Below are 18,603 nucleotides of genomic sequence, written 5' to 3'. Positions count from 1 at the left end.
GACTTCGGCCTGGACCACCGCGCGCCGCTGCTGCCGTACGTCCGGGCGCTGCCGCCGACGCCCACCGAGACGCCGGTGACGATGAACGAACTGGGGGTGCACGCCGGTTACGTGCTCTACCGCACCACGCTTCCCGGTTCGGGCGACGGTCTGCTGCACTTCCCGGGCGGGGTCGGGGACCGCGCCCAGGTCTTCGTGGACGGCGCCCCGGCCGGCGTGCTGGAGCGGGAGCGGCACGACGAGACGCTGTCCGTGCGGGTGCCGCACGCCGGTGCCGTCCTGGAGGTCCTGGTCGAGAACATGGGCGGGGTCAACTACGGGCCGCGCATCGGGGCGCCCAAGGGGCTGCTCGGCCCGGTGTCCTTCCAGGGCACCGCGCTGCACGGCTGGGAGTGCCGGGCCGTGCCGCTGGACGACCTGACCGCCGTCCCGTTCGGCCCGTCCGGGGCGGTCACGGACGCGGAACCCGCCTTCCACCGGGGCACCTTCGAGGTGGCGAGCCCCGCGGACGCCTTCCTCTCGCTGCCCGGCTGGACCAAGGGCCAGGCCTGGGTCAACGGGTTCCACCTCGGCCGCTACTGGAACCGGGGCCCGCAGCGCACGCTGTACGTCCCCGCTCCCGTGCTGCGCCCCGGCAGCAACGAACTGGTGCTGCTGGAACTGCACGCCACCACCGGCACACGCGCCCGGTTCACCGACACGCCCGACCTCGGACCGGAGACCGACTGATGTCCCACCCTCACCGCCTGCGCCTCCCGTCCCCCGCCGGGCCTCCGCTGACCGGGCACCTGCCCTTCAAGGACGCACCCGGGGTGTCCGACCCGATCGAGGTCACCAGCCGCTGGCTCACCAGGGGCGGCCGCCCCTGGTTCCCGGTCTCCGGCGAGTTCCACTACTCCCGCTGTCCCGCCGGCGAGTGGGAGGAGGAGCTGCTGAAGATGAAGGCGGGCGGGGTCACCGCCGTCGCCAGTTACGTCATCTGGATCCACCACGAGGAGACCGAGGGCCGCGTCCGCTTCGACGGCGACCGCGACCTGCGCCGATTCGCCGAGCTGTGCGCCCGGCACGGCCTGGACTTCGTCCCCCGCGTCGGCCCCTGGTCGCACGCCGAGGTCCGGGGCGGCGGACTGCCCGACTGGGTCCTGGCCCGCGACTGCGTGCCCCGCACCGACGACCCCGTGTATCTGGCGGCCGTACGGCCCTGGTTCGCGGCGATCGCCGAGCAGTTGGACGGTCTCGACCGGGCCCACGGCGGCCCCATCGTGGCGATCCAGATCGAGAACGAGCTCTACGACCAGCCCGGCCATCTGCTGACGCTGAAGCGGATGGCCCAGGAGGCCGGCCTCAGCGCACCCCTGTGGACGTCGACCGCCTGGGGCGGTGTCCGGCTCCCGCCGGACCAGCTCCTCCCGCTGTACGGCGGGTACACCGAGGCCTTCTGGACCGAGGCCGACGGCGGCTGGCCCGACACCTGCCGCAAGCACTTCTTCTTCACCCACCAGCGCGACGACGAGGGCATCGGCTCCGATCTGCGGCCGGTGCGCGTGCGGGGCGGCGAACCCGACACGTTCGCCGACCGGTTCCCCTGGGCCACCTGCGAGTTGGGCGGCGGCATGGCGGTGTCGTACCACCGCCGGCCGTACGTCGGCCCCGACGACATCGGCGCCCTCGGTCTCACCAAGATCGGCTGCGGCTCGGTGTGGCAGGGCTTCTACATGTTCCACGGCGGCACCAACCCGGTGGGCGAGCTCAGCACCCTCCAGGAGTCGCACGCCACGGGCTACCCCAACGACCTGCCCGTCCTGACCTACGACTTCCAGGCACCGCTCGGCGAGTACGGCCAGTACCGCGGGACCTATCACGAACTCCGGCTCCAGCACCTGCTGCTGGCGGACTTCGGACACCTGATCGCCCCCATGCAGTCCGTGCTGCCCGAGCGGCGGCCGGAGGGACAGTCCGACCGGGAGACCCTGCGCTGGGCGGTGCGCGGCGACGGCGGCTCGGGCTTCCTGTTCGTCAACAACCACCAGCCGCACGAACAGCTCCCGGAGCACCCGGACACGACGTTCAGCGTCGAGTTCCCGTCCGAAGATGCGGAGTTGACCCTCCCCAGTGCTCCCGTCACGGTCCCCAGCGGCGCGTACTTCTGCTGGCCGCTGCGCCTGGACGTGGCAGGACTGCGTCTGGAGTGGGCCACCGCCCAGCCGGTGTGCACGGTCGACGCCGACGGCCGTACGGTCCTGGTGCTGGCCGCCACGGACGGCATCGCGCCCGAACTCGCCCTGGACGCGGCCACGGTGTCGGCCGTGCACACGCCGACCGGCGAGGTCACCCCGGTCGGCGGCCGGCTGCTGGTGACCGGGCTGCGCCCCGGTACCGACGCCCTCGTGGAGGCGGAGACCGCCGACGGCGGCCGGGTCGGCCTGCTGGTGCTGGACGCGGCGACGGCCCGTACCGTCTACCGGGGCAGGGCCTGGGGTGCCGAGCGGCTGGTGCTGAGCGGGGACGGGGTGGTCTTCGACCGGGACGAGGTACGGCTGCACGGTTCGGGTGCGGCGACCTCGTTCGCCGTGCTGCCCGCACCGGAGCGGGCGCCCGTGGTGGACGGGGCGGCGACGGAGGCGGTCGCGGACGGGGTGTTCCTCCGGTACCGGGTCCCGGCGGTGCCGGCCGCCCGGCACGCCGCGCCCGAGGTGGGTCTCGTGCGGGCCGCCGGACCCGCCCCCGAGCCCGTCACCGGTGTCCAGGGCCGGGCGAGCGCGCCGGCCGACAAGCACTTCGACACCGTGGCCGCCGAGTACCGCGTCGAGGTGCCCGAGGGGCTGCCGCCGGGGACGCTGCTGCGGCTGCACTGGCACGGGGACGTGGGGCGAGCGTACGTGGGGGACACGCTGGTCGCCGACCAGTTCTGGGCGGGACGGGTCTGGGACATCGGCCTGGACCGGCTGCCCGCGGACGCGCTGCGCGCCGAGGGCCTGCGGCTGCGGCTGCTGCCGCTGCACGCCGAGGCGCCGGTCCATCTGCCGGAGCAGGCGCGCGGCGAGCGCGGGACGGCCGCCGTCACGCGCGCCGAGTGGATCACCCGGCACATCCGGCCGGTTCGGGCCGGCTGACCTGCCGCGGGGGCCCGGCCCCCGGTCCCGGCCCGCCTATGCTGTGCTCCCCGGGCGGGCCGGGACCGCCGTACCACCGCCACCACCACGTCGAGGACACCGTCACCATGACCCCAAGCGCCGCCGAGGGAGCCGTGCCGAAGGGGCGCAGCCGCCGCAACTTCGCCGGCTCGCGCCCGGTGATGGACGACGTGGCCCGGCTGGCCGGTGTCTCCAAGCAGACCGTCTCCCGGGTGCTCAACGAGCATCCGTCCGTCCGCCCCGAGACCCGCGAGGCGGTCCTGACGGCCATGCGGACCCTCGGCTACCGGCCCAGCCGCAGCGCCCGGTCGCTGGCCAGCGGTCGGACCCGGATGCTCGGGGTGATCTCCTTCGACGCGGCCCGCTACGGGCCGGCCGCGATCCTGACCGCGATCAACACCGCCGCGCAGCAGGCCGGTTATCTGCTCAGTTCCATCGCGCTGGACTCGGCCGAGCCCGGCACGGTCGTCGAGGCCGTCGACCGGCTCTCGGCCGAGGGCGCGGACGGGGTGATCGCCATCGCCCCGCAGTTGTGGGTCGGCCACGCCCTGGCGGACGCCCGGCTGGACATCCCGCTGGTGGTGCTGGAGAACGGTTTCGACCCCGAGAGCGAGCGGGTCACCGGTGACTCCCGCGAGGGTGCCCGCAAGGCGACCGAGCATCTGCTGGGGCTCGGCCACCGCACGGTCTGGCACATCGCGGGGCCGAGCGGCTGGACCTCCGCCGACCAGCGGCTGGAAAGCTGGCGCGCCACGCTGGAGGCGGCCGGGGCGCCGGTCCCCGAGCCGCTGTTCGGTGACTGGAGCGCCGACTCCGGTTACCACCTGGGCCGCCGGCTGACCCGGCGCCCGGACGTCACCGCGGTGTTCGCGTCCAACGACCAGATGGCCCTCGGTGTCCTGCACGCCTTCCACGAGGCGGGCCGTCCGGTGCCGGACTCGGTCAGCGTGGTGGGGTACGACGACATCCCCGAGGCCGCGCATCTGCTGCCGCCGCTGACGACCGTGCGCACCGACTTCGCGGAGATCGGCACCCGGTCCCTGCGGCTCCTGGTGAGCCGGATCGACGCCTCGGCGGAACCGCCCCGGCCCGCTTCGCTCGTCCCCGTCGACCTGGTCGTCCGCGGGAGCAGCGGGCCGGTACCGGGGCGCTGAGCGCGCCGCCGCCCGAGGTCCGGCGCTCACGCGGACGTGGACGCCCGGACGCGCACGTCGATGGCCACGGTGCGAGCGGTACCGTCCGGCACCTCGCCGGCGAGTATCCCGCACAGCAACCGCACGCATTCCGCCCCCATGTGACGGGGCCTCAGGTCGATCGCCGTGATGGGCGGTTCCGCGGTCCGCATGGCCAGGCTGTCGACGCAGGACGCCAGCAGCAGGTCCTCGCCCACGACCCGGCCCGCCGACCGGATCTCGGGCAGGACGGCCGCGGCGGCCCCGTCGGCGGCGCACACGATCGCGTCGGTGCCGGGCGCATCGGCCAGCAACTCCCCCACCACCGCCCGGAGCACCTCGGGTGAGGCACCGAACGGCGCCTTGCGCAGCAGCGGTCGGATGCCGTGCCCGGCGCACCAGCGCGCGTAGGTGCGCTGGAGGGTGAGGGCCCAGTCGGCGGTGGTGTCGGAGGCGACGAACGCGGGCCGGCGGGCGCCCCTCGTGCGCAGGTGGTCGAGGAGTTCCGTCAGCGCTGTCTCGTGGTCGGACCAGATCACCCCGGCGGGCTGGGTGTCGCCGCCGTAGCGCTCGGCCGTGACGACGGGGAGTCCCGCGTTCATCAGCTCGTCGACGACGGGGTTGTCCGGCATCGGGTCGCACAGGATCAGCCCGTCGGCCTGCGGGAGGCGGCCGGCGGACACCAGGGTGACGTTCAGCCCGGAGCGCGCGGCCTGTTCGGCCACGCCGAACACGAACGACATGTAGTACTCGGCGCTGGTGAGGAACTCCGGGATGTGCAGCGCGACGGTGTCCGTCACGGAGGTGCGCAGGCTGCGGGCGCTGCGGTTGGGCGTGTATCCGAGGCGGTGGGCGGCGTCCAGGACGGCCCGGCGGGTCGCGTCGGACACCCGGCCGTGGCCGCGCAGCGCGTCCGACGCGGTGGTCTTGGAGACCCCCGCCCCGCGGGCGACGTCGGCGATGGTGGCGGGCGCGGCGGGCCCGGTCGGCGGGCGGGGACTCCTCTGCGGCACCCCGCCTCACCAGCCGTGGGTCAGTACGTCGTCCAGCGCGGCGGTGAACACGTCGGCGCTGTGCCGGGTCAGGCACAGGGGCGGCTTGATCTTCAGCACGCACTGCCGGTCCGAGGTGGGCTGGACGATCACGCCGAGCTCGCGCAGCCGGTCGCAGATCGCCGCGGTCTCCTCGGTCGCCGGCTCCAGCGTCTCCCGGTCCCGGACGAACTCGACGCCCAGGTACAGCCCGGAACCGTGCACCGCCCCGATCAGCGGGTGCCGGTCGGCGAGTTCCTCCAGCCGCCGCTTCAAGTACCCGCCGGTCTCCAGGGCGTTGTCCTGGAGCCGCTCGTCCCGCAGCACGTCCAGCACGGTCAGTCCGACCACGCTGCTGACGGGACTGCCGCCGGCGGAGGAGAAGAAGTAGCCCTGGGTGCGGTAGGCGTCGGCGATCTCCCGCCGGGTGATCACCGCGCCCAGCGGATGCCCGTTGCCCATCGCCTTGGCCACGGTGACGACGTCCGGTACCACGCCCTGCTGCTCGAACCCCCAGAAGTGGGTGCCGAGCCGGCCGTAGCCGACCTGCACCTCGTCCGCGACGCACAGTCCGCCGACGGCACGGGTGGCCTCGTAGACCTGCCGGAGGTAGCCGTCGGGGAGGGGGAGGCCGCCCGCGTTGCCGTAGAAGGGCTCGCAGATGAAGGCGGCCGGCGGCCGGCCCTGTGCGGCGAGTCCGGCGATCCGCGCGGCGGCCTCGGGGCCGTACCGCCGGGCCTCGGCACCGCGGTGGCGGCCCCGGTAGGAGTTGGGGGCGGCCACGGTGTGGATCCAGCTCGGCCGTGAGGACAGGGCGTTGGGGTTGTCCGCGATCGAGGTGGAGACCGCGTCGCTGGCGTACGTCCAGCCGTGGTAGGCCTCCTCGACCGCGACCGTGTCCTGCCGTCCGGTCGCCGCCCAGGCCAGGCGCAGGGCGAGGTCCACGGCCTCGGAGCCGCTGTTGACAAGGAAGACGGTGTCCAGTGCGGGGGGCAGCAGCGCGGTGAGCCGCTCGGAGAGTTCCACGACCGAGCCGTAGTGGAAGCGGGAGTTGGTGTTGAGGCGCCGCCACTGCCGGTGCACGGCGTCGCTCACCCCGGGGTGGCCGTGGCCGAGGATGGTCACGTTGTTGAGCATGTCGAGGTAGCCGCGGCCGCGGGTGTCGACGAGGTGGTGGCGCCAGCCGCGTTCGATGCGGGGCGGCTCGTCGTAGTAGTGCTCCTGGACGCCGGCGAAGGCGCGGTCGCGGCGGTCCAGGAGATCCTCGTCGGCGGACGGCTCCTCCGTCTCCTGTCCGGTGATCAGTGCCGTCGGGTCCGGGCTCACCGCCAGCCAGCCGGCGGCCAGGTCCGGGGTGGCGAAGCGCGGTGGGCGCCGGTCGGCCAGGGTGGACATCTGCAGGCCGAGGACGTGTCCGCCGTCCCGCCCGGCGACGGTGCCGAGGCGCTGTCCGGCGGCGACCGGCCCGGACGCGAGCGGGCCGTCGATGCCGTGCAGCCACAGCACGGGGCCCGCGCCGCGCAGGTCGAGGGTGCCGTCGGCGTGCCGGGTGAGCGTGCCCGCCCAGGGCGCGTGCACCTCCAGGGGGTCCGCGAGGTGGAGGTCCACTCCGAGGGCGCAGGTCGCCGGGGCGTCCGTGGTGTCGATCGTGGTCCGGGTCAGGCGGAACTCGCCGTGCCGGGTGCGGGCCGCCGGCCGGCCAGCGGCGAGGGCGGACTCGGCGTCCGCCGCCAGCCATCGGCCCGTGTGCAGATCGTCGCTCTGCGCGGAGAGGTCGAGCACCGGTAGGGCGTCGGGAAGGTCCGGCAGCATGCGGTGGGCGGGCGGGACGGCGACCCGGGGCAGGGGGCGGCCGAGTGCCTCCCGCACCTGGGCCCCCATCACCTCGGCGGGCACGGAGACGGCCGACTCGAACATGGCCCACTCCCGGTCCAGGGCGGCGGACGCGTAGCCGTTGCCGGGGTCCTGGAGGACGTCGTACCGGCCGCTGACCACCATGACGGCCGCCCGGAGCACGACGAGCGGCCACAGGACGGCCGCCTCGCCGTCGGAGAGCGGGCGCACGGCGTCGAAGGCGCGGACGGCGGGCAGCACGGAGGCGGGGCCGGCACCGTGGTGGTGCAGGAGGGAGGTGCAGGTGACCGCCAGTTCCGCCACGGCCCAGCCGGTGCCGAGGTCCCCGAAGTCGATGACGCCGACCGGCATGCGGCGGCCGTCCCGTGCCGTCTCGCAGACGACGTTGTTGTCGGTGATGTCGCCGTGCACGAACTGGACCGGCAGCTCCTCGGCGTGCGGCTCCAGGAGGGCGTGCGCGGTGCGGGCGGCGCTCAGCACGCGGTCGGCGCGGTGCCGGTCGGACCAGTGCGGGGCGAGGGCCTCGGTCACCTGGAGGGCGTTGCGCAGGTCCCACGGCCGCGGGCGGTCGGGGTCGGGGGCGGTGAAGCCGGCCAGGGCCGCGGCGATCCGCCCGGAGAGTTCGCCGAGGCGGGCGACGACGGCGGGGGCGAGGTAGCGGCTGTCCATGATCGGCTCACCGGGCACGAAGTCCAGCAGCCGGCAGGCCAGCTCGGCTCCGTCCACGCGGAAGGGCTGCACCACGTCACCGTCGGCGCCGGGGACGGCCCGGGGCAGCCGGATGCCGGGCAGCGCGCGGGCAAGGTGCTCCACGGCGTCGCACTGGGCCCGCAACTCGGCGATCGTGGTGGCCGGGTTGGCGACCTTGAGGACGTACTCCCCGGCCTCGGTACGCACCCGGTAGTTGCGGTCCTGCTGGCTCCCGAGGTCCCGCACGGTGCCCCGCACCCCGAACCGGGTCTCCAGTACGGCCGACGCCGTGGCTTCGTCGATCGGTGCGACGGGTCGCACCAGCCAGTCCGTGGACGACACGCCCATGGGTCCGCTCCGCTTCCGCGACGAGGCCGCCGCTTCTTTGCCGGAACGTTCCGGCACCTGGTCCGACGACGGTAGGACGAACCCGGTTCCCCGGTCAACGGCTCCCTCGGTCCCACCCGTCTCAGATCTCGGGGATTACCCCGTGGGATACGGGTTACCCGCTCGCCTGGGTCCCTGGTGGAGCCGCGGCGGCGGTCCACGGTGGCTTGTCCCGTGTGTGCCCGCGGTGTGGGGCTGCCGGCACACGGCGTCGGCCCGCTCAGGACGTTCGAGCGGGCCGACGCGGACGGACTGCGCGGGGACGGACTGCGTGGTCCCGCCCGTGCGGCGCCGACGTCGTTCCCGACGGTCCGGCGCCGCTGGTGTGTGCGCGGCCTCTTCCTTTTCGCGAGGCGAGCCGGCCACCCGCCCGCCGGCTGCCACGGACGGCTAGAGCCAGTGACGCAGGAACAGGGCCGGGACACGACGGGTGAGCCAAGCGGCGGCCAGGCCGATGGCGGCACCGGCGGCGACATCGCTGGGATAGTGGGCGCCCGACTGCACCCGTTCGACGGCGACCATGGTGGCCGGCAGCGCGACCAGCGCGCCCGCGACCAGCCAGGTCGGGGCGACGGCGGCGGTGAAGGCGACCGCCGCCGCCGTGTGGCCGGAGGGGAACGAGGAGGAGTCGGGGCGGTCGGCGACCTCGTCGTGCGGGATCCACTCCGCGGGCGGCCTGGGGCGGTCGGCCAGTTGCTTGCACAGGCCGTTCGACACCAGTTGGGCGACCGTCATGGCCACCACTCCGGCGGCCGCCGCCCTGCGCCCCCGCCACCCGCCCTTCCACGCCATCACGGCGGCCGCACCGCACCACAGCTTGGTGCTCTCCGCGGCCTCCTCCACCGCCGACAACACGGTGGCCGCCCCCGGCGGGATCCGGGAGGCGGCATGCCGTGTCAGCGCCCCGTCGATCTCGTACAAGTCCGTCAGCAACCTCATGACCTGCGGTTGTCCCAAGCTCCCCGAGATAAGCCGACAGAATCGGATCAACCCGTCACTCGTCGTGCGCCGGTCCCGCGTCGTCCAGCCTGCGGAGGTCCTGCTCGTCCCACGTGCGGGTGTCGCGCGGCTCCGTGTAGGGCTCCTTGTCGGGCGGCAGCCCGCCGGCGATCGCCCGCTGCCGCACGGTCTCGGCGTCGAACTCCAGACCCAGGAGGATCGCCAGGTTGCTGATCCACAGCCAGACCAGGAAGACGATGACACCGGCCATGGTGCCGTAGGTCTTGTTGTACGAGGCGAAGTTGGCCACGTAGAACGCGAACCCGGCGGACGCCACCAGCCAGATGACGAGGGCGAGGAAACTGCCCGGGGTGATCCACCTGAACCCCTTCACCCGGGCGTTGGGGGTGGCCCAGTACAGGAGCGCGATCATGACCGTGACCAGGACCACCAGGACGGGCCACTTGGCGATCGACCAGACCGTCAGGGCGGTGTCGCCGATCCCGAGCGCCGAGCCGGCCTTGCCGGCCAGGGTGCCGGTGAAGACGACGATCAGGGAACTGACGACGGCGAGCACCATGAGGACGACCGTCAGACCGATCCGCACCGGGAGGATCTTCCAGATCGGGCGACCCTCCGGCATGTCGTAGACCCGGTTGGCCGAGCGGATGAACGCGGCCACGTACCCGGACGCCGACCACACCGCCAGGACGAGGCCCACGATGGCCATGACCGACCCGACGCCCGCGTTGCCCTGGAGCTGCTCGACGGCCCCGGTGATGATGTCGCGGGCGGAGCCCGGAGTGAACTGCTTGAGGTTCTTCAGCACGGAGTCCGTGGCGGACTTGCCGGTCAGGCCGAGCATCGACACCAGGACCAGGATGGCCGGGAAGAGCGACAGCAGGCCGTAGTACGTCAGCGCCGCCGCCCGGTCGGTCAGTTCGTCGTCCTTGAACTCCCGCACGCTGCCCCGCAGCACCGCCCCCCACGCCGTCTTCGGCAGCTGGGACGGCGTGTCGGGCGCGCGCTCCTCCACGGCGGGCCCGGGGCCCACCTCCTCGGACGACGGGACCTCGCGCTCCGGAGCCTCGTCGCTGCCGTGGTGGTCTTTACGTCCAGGAAGATGCAGCTTCATGTCCGGCGAGTACCCCGGGAGCCCCGCCCAATCAGGGCTGCGGCGGGGAGTCGTGCGCCGTCCCCGACGGTTCGGTCCGGGACGGTCCGGACGGCCGTCCGGACGCGGGCTGTTCCGCCGACGGCGTCACGCGGCCCGACGGCCGGTTTCCCGGTGCCGCGTCCGTGCGGCAGCGGAGGCGGGGCGCGGGGAGGCCGTTCGTCCGGGCCCTGGCACTGTCCCCGCCGTGGCCGCGGACGGAGCACCGTGACGCGGACGCGTCCCGCCGTGCCGGGCCGGTGCGGACGACCGCTCGCCCCGTGACGGACCGGCGCCGCGGATCAACCGCAGGTGGCGTCCCCTCGCATGACGGGGCGTCGACGGCCCGGCCGACAACCGGTCCTCGATGCGGTCCATGGCGTACAGCAGCACGCCCAGGGCGGGCAGCAACGACAAGGCGACGGCGATCACAACGCAGGTTCCCTCCCGGCGACAACAGCGAGCCGGGTGCCCCTCCGCGGGCGTCCAAGGCTTCCGAACCGGGACCGCCCTCTCCCCTGAAGCCTCAATCCCCTTCTCTCAAACCTTACTTCATCTCTTGACGTAATTGGTCCATACCTTTAGGTTCACGGGTCAGCCAGACACCTCGCGACACCCTCACCCCCATGAAGGGCCCTGCGCATGCACACCCTCACGCGCCTCCGCAGATCCGGCGCCGCCACCCTCGTCACGGTGGCCGCCGCCTCCGCACTCACCTCCATCCCCACACCCGCCGAAGCCGCCACCGCGCTCCCCACCGGCTTCTCCACTGTCATGAACGCGGCAAGCGGACGGTGTCTGGACGCCAGGGCGGCCGGTACCGCCAACGGCACGGTGGTCCAGCAGTACACGTGCAACAGCACCACGGCCCAGCAGTGGAGCTTCACCCCCACCAGCGACGGTTACGTCCGCATCGACAACCGCAACAACACCTCGCAGGTCGTGGACGTGGCCGACGTCTCCACCGCCGACAACGCCCCCGTGCACCTGTGGGCCTACGGCGGCGGCGCCAACCAGCAGTGGCTGCCCGTCCACGACGGCGGCGGCGCCTACCACTTCGTCAACCGCAACAGCGGCAAGTGCCTGGACGACCCGGGCGCCTCGACCGCCGACAGCGTGCAGTTCGTGCAGTACACCTGCAACGGCAGCGCGGCCCAGCGCTTCCAGGTGGTCCCGGTGACCCAGTCCGCCACCAACCCCGACCTCGGCCCCAACGTGGTCGTCTTCGACCCGTCGATGTCGTCCTCGACGATCCAGTCGCGGCTGAACTCCATCTTCCAGCAGCAGGAGACCAACCAGTTCGGCTCCCAGCGCTACGCCGTCCTGTTCAAGCCCGGCTCCTACACGGCGGACGCCAACGTCGGCTTCTACACCCAGGTCGCGGGGCTGGGGCTGACCCCGGACGCGGTCACGGTCAACGGGGCGGTGCACGCCGAGGCCGACTGGTTCCAGGGCAACGCGACGCAGAACTTCTGGCGCGGGGCCGAGAACCTGTCCGTCAACCCCACCGGCGGCACCGACCGTTGGGCCGTCTCCCAGGCGGCGGCCTACCGCCGGATGCATCTGCGCGGCAACCTCGCCCTGGACGACAACGGCTGGTCCAGCGGCGGTCTGCTCGCCGACACGAAGGTCGACGGACAGGTCAACTCCGGCAGCCAGCAGCAGTGGCTGACGCGTAACTCCCAGCTCGGGAGCTGGACCGGATCCAACTGGAACATGGTCTTCGTCGGCAGCCAGGGCGTCCCCGGCACCACCTTCCCCAACCCGCCCCACACCACCGTCGCGCAGTCCCCGGTCAGCCGGGAGAAGCCGTTCCTGTACGTCGACGCCGACGGCGCCTACAAGGTGTTCGTGCCGTCGGTGCGCACCAATTCCACGGGCCCGAGCTGGACGAACGGCACTCCGGCGGGCAGCTCCCTGTCCCTGGACACCTTCTACGTCGTGAAGCCGGGCGCGAGCGCCGCGGACATCAACGCGGCCCTGGCGGCGGGCAAGAACCTGCTGGTCACCCCGGGCGTGTACCACCTCAACCAGACGCTCCAGGTCAACCGCGCCGACACCGTCGTCCTCGGGCTGGGTCTCGCCACCTTCGTGCCGGACAACGGCGTCACCGCGATGAAGGTGGCCGACGTCGACGGCGTCAAGGTCGCGGGCGTCCTCTTCGACGCGGGCACCACCAACTCGCCCACCCTGATGGAGGTCGGGCCGGCCGGCTCCGCCGCCTCCCACTCCGCGAACCCGACGTCCCTGCACGACGTGTACTTCCGCGTCGGCGGCGCGGGCGTCGGCAAGGCGACCACCAGCCTCGTCATCAACAGCGACAACGTCATCGGCGACCACATGTGGATCTGGCGGGCCGACCACGGCAGCGGCGTCGGCTGGACCACCAACACCGCGGACACCGGACTGATCGTCAACGGCGACAACGTCACCGCGTACGGCCTGTTCGTCGAGCACTACCAGAAGTACCAGACCGTCTGGAACGGCAACGGCGGCCGGACGTACTTCTACCAGAACGAGATGCCCTACGACCCGCCCAACCAGGCGGCCTGGATGAACGGTTCCACGCAGGGCTACGCCGCCTACAAGGTCGCCGACTCCGTCACCAGCCACCAGGCCTACGGCCTCGGCAGCTACTGCTACTTCAACGTGAACCCGAGCGTGGCCGCGGAACGGGCCATCGAGGCGCCGAACACCACCGGGGTCCGCTTCCAGAGCATGGTGACCGTCTCCCTCGGCGGCACCGGCACCATCCGGCACGTCGTCAACGGCACCGGCGGTCCCTCCAACTCCTCGACCAACGTGGCGAACCTGACCAGCTACCCGTAGAGCTCCGCCTTCCGGCCGCCCCTCCTCTCCGGGGGGCGGCCTCCCCCACCCCGCTCAAGGAGCGTGCCCACCCATGTCCTCACCCCTCCGCAGAGGCCGCGTCGCGGTCTTCGCCGTCCTGGCCGCCCTGTTCACCGCGCTGCTCACGGTGACACCCGCGCACGCCGCCTCCGGCACCATCACCGGCCTCGCCGGCAAGTGTGTCGACGTGGCGGGAGCGTCCACCGCCAACGGCACGGCCGTCCAGCTCTACGACTGCAACGGCACCGGCGCCCAGATCTGGTCCAACCCCGGTGACGGGACCCTGCGGGCGCTCGGCAAGTGCCTGGACATCGCCGACCGCAGCACCGCCGACGGCGCGTCCGTACAGCTCTGGGACTGCTCGGGCGGCGCCAACCAGCAGTGGGTGGTCTCCGCCGCGCGCGACATCGTCAACCCGGCCGCGAACAAGTGCCTGGACGTCCGAGACAACAACAGCGCCAACGGCACCCGGCTGCAGATCTGGACCTGTTCAGGTACGGCCAACCAGAAGTGGAACGCGCCCGCGAGCGGCGGCGGCAGCACCCCGTCCGGGTTCGTCGTCAGCGAGGCGCAGTTCAACCAGATGTTCCCGAACCGGAACTCCTTCTACACCTACAGCGGCCTGGTCGCGGCGCTGAGCGCCTACCCGGGCTTCGCCACCACCGGCAGCGACACGGTCAGGAAGCAGGAGGCGGCGGCCTTCCTCGCCAACGTGAACCACGAGACCGGCGGCCTGGTGTACATCGTCGAGCAGAACACCGCCAACTACCCGCACTACTGCGACTGGAACCAGTCCTACGGCTGCCCGGCCGGTCAGGCGGCGTACTACGGGCGCGGCCCGATCCAGCTCTCGTGGAACTTCAACTACAAAGCGGCGGGCGACGCGTTGCGGATCGACCTGCTCAACAACCCCTGGCTGGTGCAGAACGACTCCGCCGTGGCGTGGAAGACCGGGCTCTGGTACTGGAACACCCAGTCCGGCCCCGGCACCATGACCCCGCACAACGCCATGGTCAACCAGGCCGGCTTCGGCCAGACCATCCGCTCCATCAACGGCTCCCTGGAGTGCGACGGCCGCAACCCGGCCCAGGTGCAGAGCCGCGTCGACGCCTACAACCGGTTCACGTCGATCCTCGGGGTCTCCCCCGGCGGCAACCTCTACTGCTGACAGGGGTACGGCATGCGCACGTGGAGATCCCTGATCACGGCCGTGGGCGCGCTGGCGCTCGTCGTGGCGCTGCCCGCGACCGCCCACGCGAACGTCCTGACCCTGCTGCCCCAGAACGCCGACGGCCTGGAGCAGACCTTCTCCCCCGCCTACGACTACGACGGTGACGGCTGCTACGCCACCGCCGCGATCGGCGCCGACGGCACGATCAACCCCGGTCTGAAGCTCGGCGGCGACGTCAACGGCAGGTGCCACGACTACGCCCAGCTCGCCAACGCCAACACCTACTCACGGGCGAAGTGCAACAACGGCTGGTGTGCCGTGATGTACGCCAGCTACTTCGAGAAGGACCAGGCCACGCTGGGTCCGGCGGCCATCGGGCACACCCACGACTGGGAGCACGTCGTGGTGTGGGTCAGCGGCGACCAGGCCCAGTACGTGTCGGTGTCCCAGCACTCCGGCTACCAGGTGGCCGCCCGCTCGGCGGTGCGCTTCGACGGCACCCACCCGAAGATCGTCTACCACAAGGACGGCATCTCGACGCACTGCTTCCGCTTCGCGAGCGGCGGCGACGAGCCCCCGGAGAACGCCACCGGCGGCTGGTTCTTCCCGCGCCTCGTCGGCTGGAACGGCTATCCGGCCGGGTACCGGGAGAAGCTCATCGCCGCCGACTTCGGCTCGGCCACCCTGAAGATCGACGACGGCGACTTCCAGTACGCCCTCGACCACTCCAAGCCGTCCGGCATCCCCTTCGACGCCTACGCCTGATCCCGAACACCCCGCACACGGCCCCGGGTTCGCTCCGAACCCGGGGCCGTACGACAGTTCAGCGCACCCGGCCCCGCGGCTTCAGCGGCAGGGGCGGGAGTTCCGGAGCGGGCAGCGGGGCGCCGTCGTAGCCCTTCACTTCGCCGAACCGCGTCCCCGTCATCCAGTCCTCGCGGGCCTGCTCGATCTCCGCCTGGGACCGTCCGATCCAGTTCCAGAACATGACGAGCTCCTCCTCGAACGGCTCGCCGCCCAGGAGCATCAGGCCCGCGTCCGACTCGGCGCGCAGCGGGAGTTCGGTGCGGCCGCAGCCGAGGTAGAGCATCGAGCCGGGCAGCACCGGCACCCCGTCCACGTGGGCCTCGCCGGACATGGACAGGACGGCGTACTCGAAGTCCGGTTCCAGCGGCAGGCGTACGTCCGTGCCGCGGGCGAGGCTCAGGTCGGCGCCGACGATGGGGGTGTACGCCGTGCCGGGCGAGCGCGCGCCGTCGAGCTCGCCCAGGATGAGCGTGGCCGTCAGGCCGGGGGCGGTGACCTGCGGCAGCCCGGTGTGGTGCTCGAAGTGCGGGTCGGTGTGGCGGTGGCCGTCCGGCAGGGCGACCCAGAGCTGGGCGCCGTGCAGGAAGCGGGCGTGCGACTTCGGGCTCTCCTCGGAGTGGCTGATCGCACGGCCGGAGGTCATCAGGCCCAGCTCGCGGGGGCGGATGGTCTGGAGGCTGCCGGTGGAGTCGCGGTGCAGAACCTCGCCCTGGTGCAGCCAGCTCACCGTCTGAAGTCCCATGTGCGGGTGCGGGGGCACCTGCATGCCGGGCTCGTCGGCGATGTCGTCGGGGCCGTAGTGGTCGACGAAACACCAGGCGCCGACCATGCGGCGGCCCAGGTTGGGCAGCAGCCGGCGCACCTCGCTGGACTCGCCCAGCTTCACGCGGCGGGGGCTGAGGAGTTCGCGCACGGGTTCCGCCACCACGAACCCCCGGCCGCCGCACAGGGCGGGGACGGCCTGGCGATCAAGATTGCTCATGACGCCCAACCTAACCCCGTGAGGCGCTTCCCGTCAGGCCCCGTCCCGATAATAGTAGCCATGGCTATAGTAGCCATGTACCGTATCGAGCATGAGCACGGCATCCGAGGGCGCGACGCCCGGTTTCCTGGTCTGGCGACTGTCGATGAAATGGCGCGTCGCGGTCGACCGCGCGGTGGCACCGCTCGGCCTGACACACGCCCAGTACTCGCTGGTGGCCTCGCTGTACGGCATGCAGCGCGGCGGCGAGCGCCCCAGCCAGCGACGCCTCGCCGACCGGACCGGGCTCGAACCGCTCTACGTCTCCAAGCTGGCGCGCTCCCTGGAGAGCGCCGGGCTCCTGGAGCGCACCCGTGACCCGCGCGACCCGCGCGCGGTGCAACTGGCGCTCACCGAGGAGGGCCGCGAGCGGACCCGGCAGGCCATCGACACCGTCCAGGGACTCCTGGAGCAACTGCTGGCGCCGCTCGGCGGCCTGGACAGCGCACGCACGAGGGAGTTCAAGCGGGAGCTCACGACCCTGCTCGACGCCCCTCTCGACCCGACGAACGAGAACCTCAAGGAGCAGTCATGACCACCACCCCAGTCCTGCTCGGCCCCCGCGTCATCGCCCTGGCCCACTACGCCGGCCGAGCGCTTCTCGAGAACGTCCTGGCCCGCCACGGCGTGAGCTTTCAGCAGTCCGTCACCCTGCGGCTGGCCGCCGTCGCGGAGGGGCCGGTCGAGCGCGAGCGCATCGCCGGGGACGTGGTCGCCGCTCTGAAGATCGACGCGGCGGAGGCGCACTCCGTCGTCGACGAGCTGGTCTCCGCGGGGCTCCTGGCTCCCCACGGGTCGTCCGGGGTGCGGATCACGGACGCCGGGCGCGAGCTGTTCGCGACGACGTCCGCCGAGACCGCGCCTCTCTCCGCCCGGGTCTACGCCGGCATCCCCGAGGAGGACCTCGCGGTCGCCGGGCGCGTGCTGACGCTCATCACCGAGCGGGCCGACGCGGAGCTCGCCGCCCTCACCAGGTAGGCGAACCCGCGCGTCTCTCAGGCCGTCGCGTTCTTCCTGCCCCGCCGGTGCGCGATCTCGCCGAGGACCGCGTCGGTGATGACGAAGCCGGCCAGCGGGATGCCGAGCAGCGGCACGAAGTACCCGAGGACGGCGACGACGGCCACGGCGGGCACCAGGATCTGCGGCGGCACCTGCTGCCAGGCCCCGCGTGGGATCGGCCGCCCGAACGCGGAGCCCCGGCCGCGCTGCCACCACATGCGGTAGCCCCACACGATCAACAGGACCAGCGAGAGCGCGAGCAGCATCAGGGCGATCTGGTTCACCAGCCCGAACAGGACGCCGGTGTGCAGGTCGATGCCCCACCGGGTCAGCTTGGCCAGCAGCGGGTAGTCGGCGAACCGCAGCGTGTCGGTGACCTGGCCGGTCCCCGGGTCGACGGCGACCGAGTCCTGCTTCTCGGGCCAGCTGCGCTGCACCTGTCGTACGACATAGGCCGACGACTCGTCGGCGGGGGGCACGATCTCGACGGGGTCGCCGAGCCCTTCGGCGCGGGCGGCGGCCAGCACCTTGTCGAGGCCGACACCGTGCGCGGCGTCCCCGGCCGCGGCGGACGCCCCGTGGCCCGAGTGGTCACCGCCCGCGGACGCGGAGACCGACGGCGTGGACTGGCCGAGCGAGGTGCGCAGTTCGTCGATGTTGGCGCCCGCGTACGCCGACCAAGTCAGTCCGGTCGCCGACAGGAAGATGAAGCCTGCCGCGGCCCAGACGCCGACGCTGCCGTGCAGTCCCAGGGTGCGGCGCCGCCCGCTGGTGCCGCGCACCTTGCGCAGCGCCCGGCGGCGGGAGAACCACAGCACGAGGCCGCCGCCCGCGATCACCCAGAGCCAGCTCGCGGCGAACTCGCTGTAGAGGCGGCCGTTCTCGCCGAGGTGCAGGTCGCGGTGGAACTCGTCGATCCAGGTGCGCAGGGGCAGCGCGCCGGTGGAGCCGTACTGCTCCAGCGCGCCGCGGACCTCTCCGGTGTACGGGTCGACGAACACGGCGAGGGTGTGGTCCGGGTCGACGCCCCGCACTCCGGAGAGCATCACCCGGGTCGTCGCGTCGGCCTCGGGAGCGGGGCGCACCGCCGAGACCGTGCCCTCGGGATGGGCCTTGCGCGCCGCGTCCACCTGTCGGGAGACGGGCAGTTGGCTGTCGCCGACGGCGGCGACGGTCATCTCGTCCCGGTAGACGATCCTCTCGGCCTGGAAGGCACCCGCGTAGAGGAAGCCGGTGACGGCGGCGATCAGCAGGAAGGGGGCGACGAACACTCCGGCGTAGAAGTGCAGTCGCAGGACGAGCGGGCGCAGCGGGGCCCATCTGCTGGGGGCCGGAGCGGGGGCGGCCGGCTGCGGGACCTCGTCCTTGGTGGTCGAGGGGGCGATGGACATCGGC

General features: G+C 72.7%; 13 protein-coding genes and 1 pseudogene. 8 read left to right on the top strand and 6 right to left on the bottom strand.

Features of this window, described 5'->3' with window-relative positions; all coding sequences use genetic code 11:
* The 3 genes and pseudogenes from AOJ26_RS20785 to AOJ26_RS20775 all read left to right on the top strand — a co-directional run.
* A pseudogene (locus AOJ26_RS20785) lies at nt 1–729 on the top strand (beta-galactosidase); the annotation flags it as partial.
* Nucleotides 729–3,113, top strand: a complete 2,385-nt coding sequence (locus AOJ26_RS20780) for a beta-galactosidase (RefSeq protein WP_053849835.1) — start codon at nt 729–731, stop codon at nt 3,111–3,113. The pseudogene AOJ26_RS20785 and the gene AOJ26_RS20780, both read left to right, overlap by 1 nt.
* Nucleotides 3,114–3,220: 107 nt before the next feature.
* Nucleotides 3,221–4,288: a LacI family DNA-binding transcriptional regulator gene (locus AOJ26_RS20775; protein WP_053849836.1), complete on the top strand. Its 1,068-nt coding sequence runs from the start codon at nt 3,221–3,223 to the stop codon at nt 4,286–4,288.
* A 26-nt stretch (nt 4,289–4,314) separates the two neighbouring features.
* On the opposite strand, the gene AOJ26_RS20770 is transcribed toward AOJ26_RS20775, so the two are convergent.
* From AOJ26_RS20770 to AOJ26_RS20755, 4 genes are all read right to left on the bottom strand, one after another.
* Nucleotides 4,315–5,319: a LacI family DNA-binding transcriptional regulator gene (locus AOJ26_RS20770; RefSeq protein ID WP_053849834.1), complete on the bottom strand. Its 1,005-nt coding sequence runs from the start codon at nt 5,317–5,319 to the stop codon at nt 4,315–4,317.
* Nucleotides 5,320–5,325: 6 nt separating this feature from the next.
* Nucleotides 5,326–8,229: an aminotransferase gene (locus AOJ26_RS20765; RefSeq protein ID WP_053849833.1), complete on the bottom strand. Its 2,904-nt coding sequence runs from the start codon at nt 8,227–8,229 to the stop codon at nt 5,326–5,328.
* A gap of 429 nt (nt 8,230–8,658) precedes the next feature.
* Entirely contained in the window at nt 8,659–9,207 is a 549-nt protein-coding gene (locus AOJ26_RS20760) for a phosphatase PAP2 family protein (protein WP_053849832.1), read from the bottom strand.
* 55 nt (nt 9,208–9,262) lie between these two features.
* A complete protein-coding gene (locus tag AOJ26_RS20755; RefSeq protein ID WP_053849831.1) occupies nt 9,263–10,342 on the bottom strand; it encodes a YihY/virulence factor BrkB family protein in 1,080 nt (359 codons plus the stop codon).
* 660 nt (nt 10,343–11,002) lie between these two features.
* On the opposite strand from AOJ26_RS20755, the gene AOJ26_RS20750 reads away from it, so the two are divergent.
* From AOJ26_RS20750 to AOJ26_RS20740, 3 genes are all read left to right on the top strand, one after another.
* Nucleotides 11,003–13,189, top strand: a complete 2,187-nt coding sequence (locus AOJ26_RS20750) for an RICIN domain-containing protein (protein WP_053849830.1) — start codon at nt 11,003–11,005, stop codon at nt 13,187–13,189.
* 73 nt (nt 13,190–13,262) lie between these two features.
* Nucleotides 13,263–14,378 (top strand): chitinase, encoded by a 1,116-nt coding sequence (locus tag AOJ26_RS20745; RefSeq protein ID WP_053849829.1) that lies wholly within the window; start codon nt 13,263–13,265, stop codon nt 14,376–14,378.
* Between the two features lie 12 nt (nt 14,379–14,390).
* Nucleotides 14,391–15,146, top strand: a complete 756-nt coding sequence (locus AOJ26_RS20740; protein ID WP_053849828.1) for an NPP1 family protein — start codon at nt 14,391–14,393, stop codon at nt 15,144–15,146.
* Between the two features lie 58 nt (nt 15,147–15,204).
* On the opposite strand, the gene AOJ26_RS20735 is transcribed toward AOJ26_RS20740, so the two are convergent.
* A complete protein-coding gene (locus AOJ26_RS20735; RefSeq protein ID WP_053849827.1) occupies nt 15,205–16,170 on the bottom strand; it encodes a pirin family protein in 966 nt (321 codons plus the stop codon).
* Between the two features lie 91 nt (nt 16,171–16,261).
* On the opposite strand from AOJ26_RS20735, the gene AOJ26_RS20730 reads away from it, so the two are divergent.
* Nucleotides 16,262–16,744 carry a MarR family winged helix-turn-helix transcriptional regulator gene (locus AOJ26_RS20730; protein WP_053849826.1) on the top strand — a complete coding sequence of 161 codons (483 nt, stop codon included), beginning with the start codon at nt 16,262–16,264 and terminating at the stop codon, nt 16,742–16,744.
* Entirely contained in the window at nt 16,741–17,187 is a 447-nt protein-coding gene (locus tag AOJ26_RS20725) for a MarR family winged helix-turn-helix transcriptional regulator (protein ID WP_053849825.1), read from the top strand. Before AOJ26_RS20730 ends, AOJ26_RS20725 begins: the two co-directional genes overlap by 4 nt.
* A gap of 17 nt (nt 17,188–17,204) precedes the next feature.
* On the opposite strand, the gene AOJ26_RS20720 is transcribed toward AOJ26_RS20725, so the two are convergent.
* A complete protein-coding gene (locus tag AOJ26_RS20720; RefSeq protein WP_053849824.1) occupies nt 17,205–18,599 on the bottom strand; it encodes a PepSY-associated TM helix domain-containing protein in 1,395 nt (464 codons plus the stop codon).
* Between the last annotated feature and the right edge of the window lie 4 nt (nt 18,600–18,603).

Source organism: Streptomyces sp. NRRL B-24085, from assembly GCF_001282115.1.
Taxonomy (GTDB): Bacteria; Actinomycetota; Actinomycetes; order Streptomycetales; family Streptomycetaceae; genus Streptomyces.
Note: the sequence above shows the minus strand (reverse complement) of the source record. Positions and strands in the feature narration are given on the sequence as shown.

What these genes read in the sequence shown, in the direction of transcription:
- AOJ26_RS20780 (WP_053849835.1), top strand. Translation starts at nt 729, where the DNA reads ATGTCCCACCCTCACCGCCTGCGCCTCCCGTCCCCCGCCGGGCCTCCG.
- AOJ26_RS20775 (WP_053849836.1), top strand. Translation starts at nt 3,221, where the DNA reads ATGACCCCAAGCGCCGCCGAGGGAGCCGTGCCGAAGGGGCGCAGCCGC.
- AOJ26_RS20765 (WP_053849833.1), bottom strand. Translation starts at nt 8,229, where the DNA reads ATGGGCGTGTCGTCCACGGACTGGCTGGTGCGACCCGTCGCACCGATC.
- AOJ26_RS20760 (WP_053849832.1), bottom strand. Translation starts at nt 9,207, where the DNA reads ATGAGGTTGCTGACGGACTTGTACGAGATCGACGGGGCGCTGACACGG.
- AOJ26_RS20755 (WP_053849831.1), bottom strand. Translation starts at nt 10,342, where the DNA reads ATGAAGCTGCATCTTCCTGGACGTAAAGACCACCACGGCAGCGACGAG.
- AOJ26_RS20750 (WP_053849830.1), top strand. Translation starts at nt 11,003, where the DNA reads ATGCACACCCTCACGCGCCTCCGCAGATCCGGCGCCGCCACCCTCGTC.
- AOJ26_RS20745 (WP_053849829.1), top strand. Translation starts at nt 13,263, where the DNA reads ATGTCCTCACCCCTCCGCAGAGGCCGCGTCGCGGTCTTCGCCGTCCTG.
- AOJ26_RS20740 (WP_053849828.1), top strand. Translation starts at nt 14,391, where the DNA reads ATGCGCACGTGGAGATCCCTGATCACGGCCGTGGGCGCGCTGGCGCTC.
- AOJ26_RS20735 (WP_053849827.1), bottom strand. Translation starts at nt 16,170, where the DNA reads ATGAGCAATCTTGATCGCCAGGCCGTCCCCGCCCTGTGCGGCGGCCGG.
- AOJ26_RS20730 (WP_053849826.1), top strand. Translation starts at nt 16,262, where the DNA reads ATGAGCACGGCATCCGAGGGCGCGACGCCCGGTTTCCTGGTCTGGCGA.
- AOJ26_RS20725 (WP_053849825.1), top strand. Translation starts at nt 16,741, where the DNA reads ATGACCACCACCCCAGTCCTGCTCGGCCCCCGCGTCATCGCCCTGGCC.
- AOJ26_RS20720 (WP_053849824.1), bottom strand. Translation starts at nt 18,599, where the DNA reads ATGTCCATCGCCCCCTCGACCACCAAGGACGAGGTCCCGCAGCCGGCC.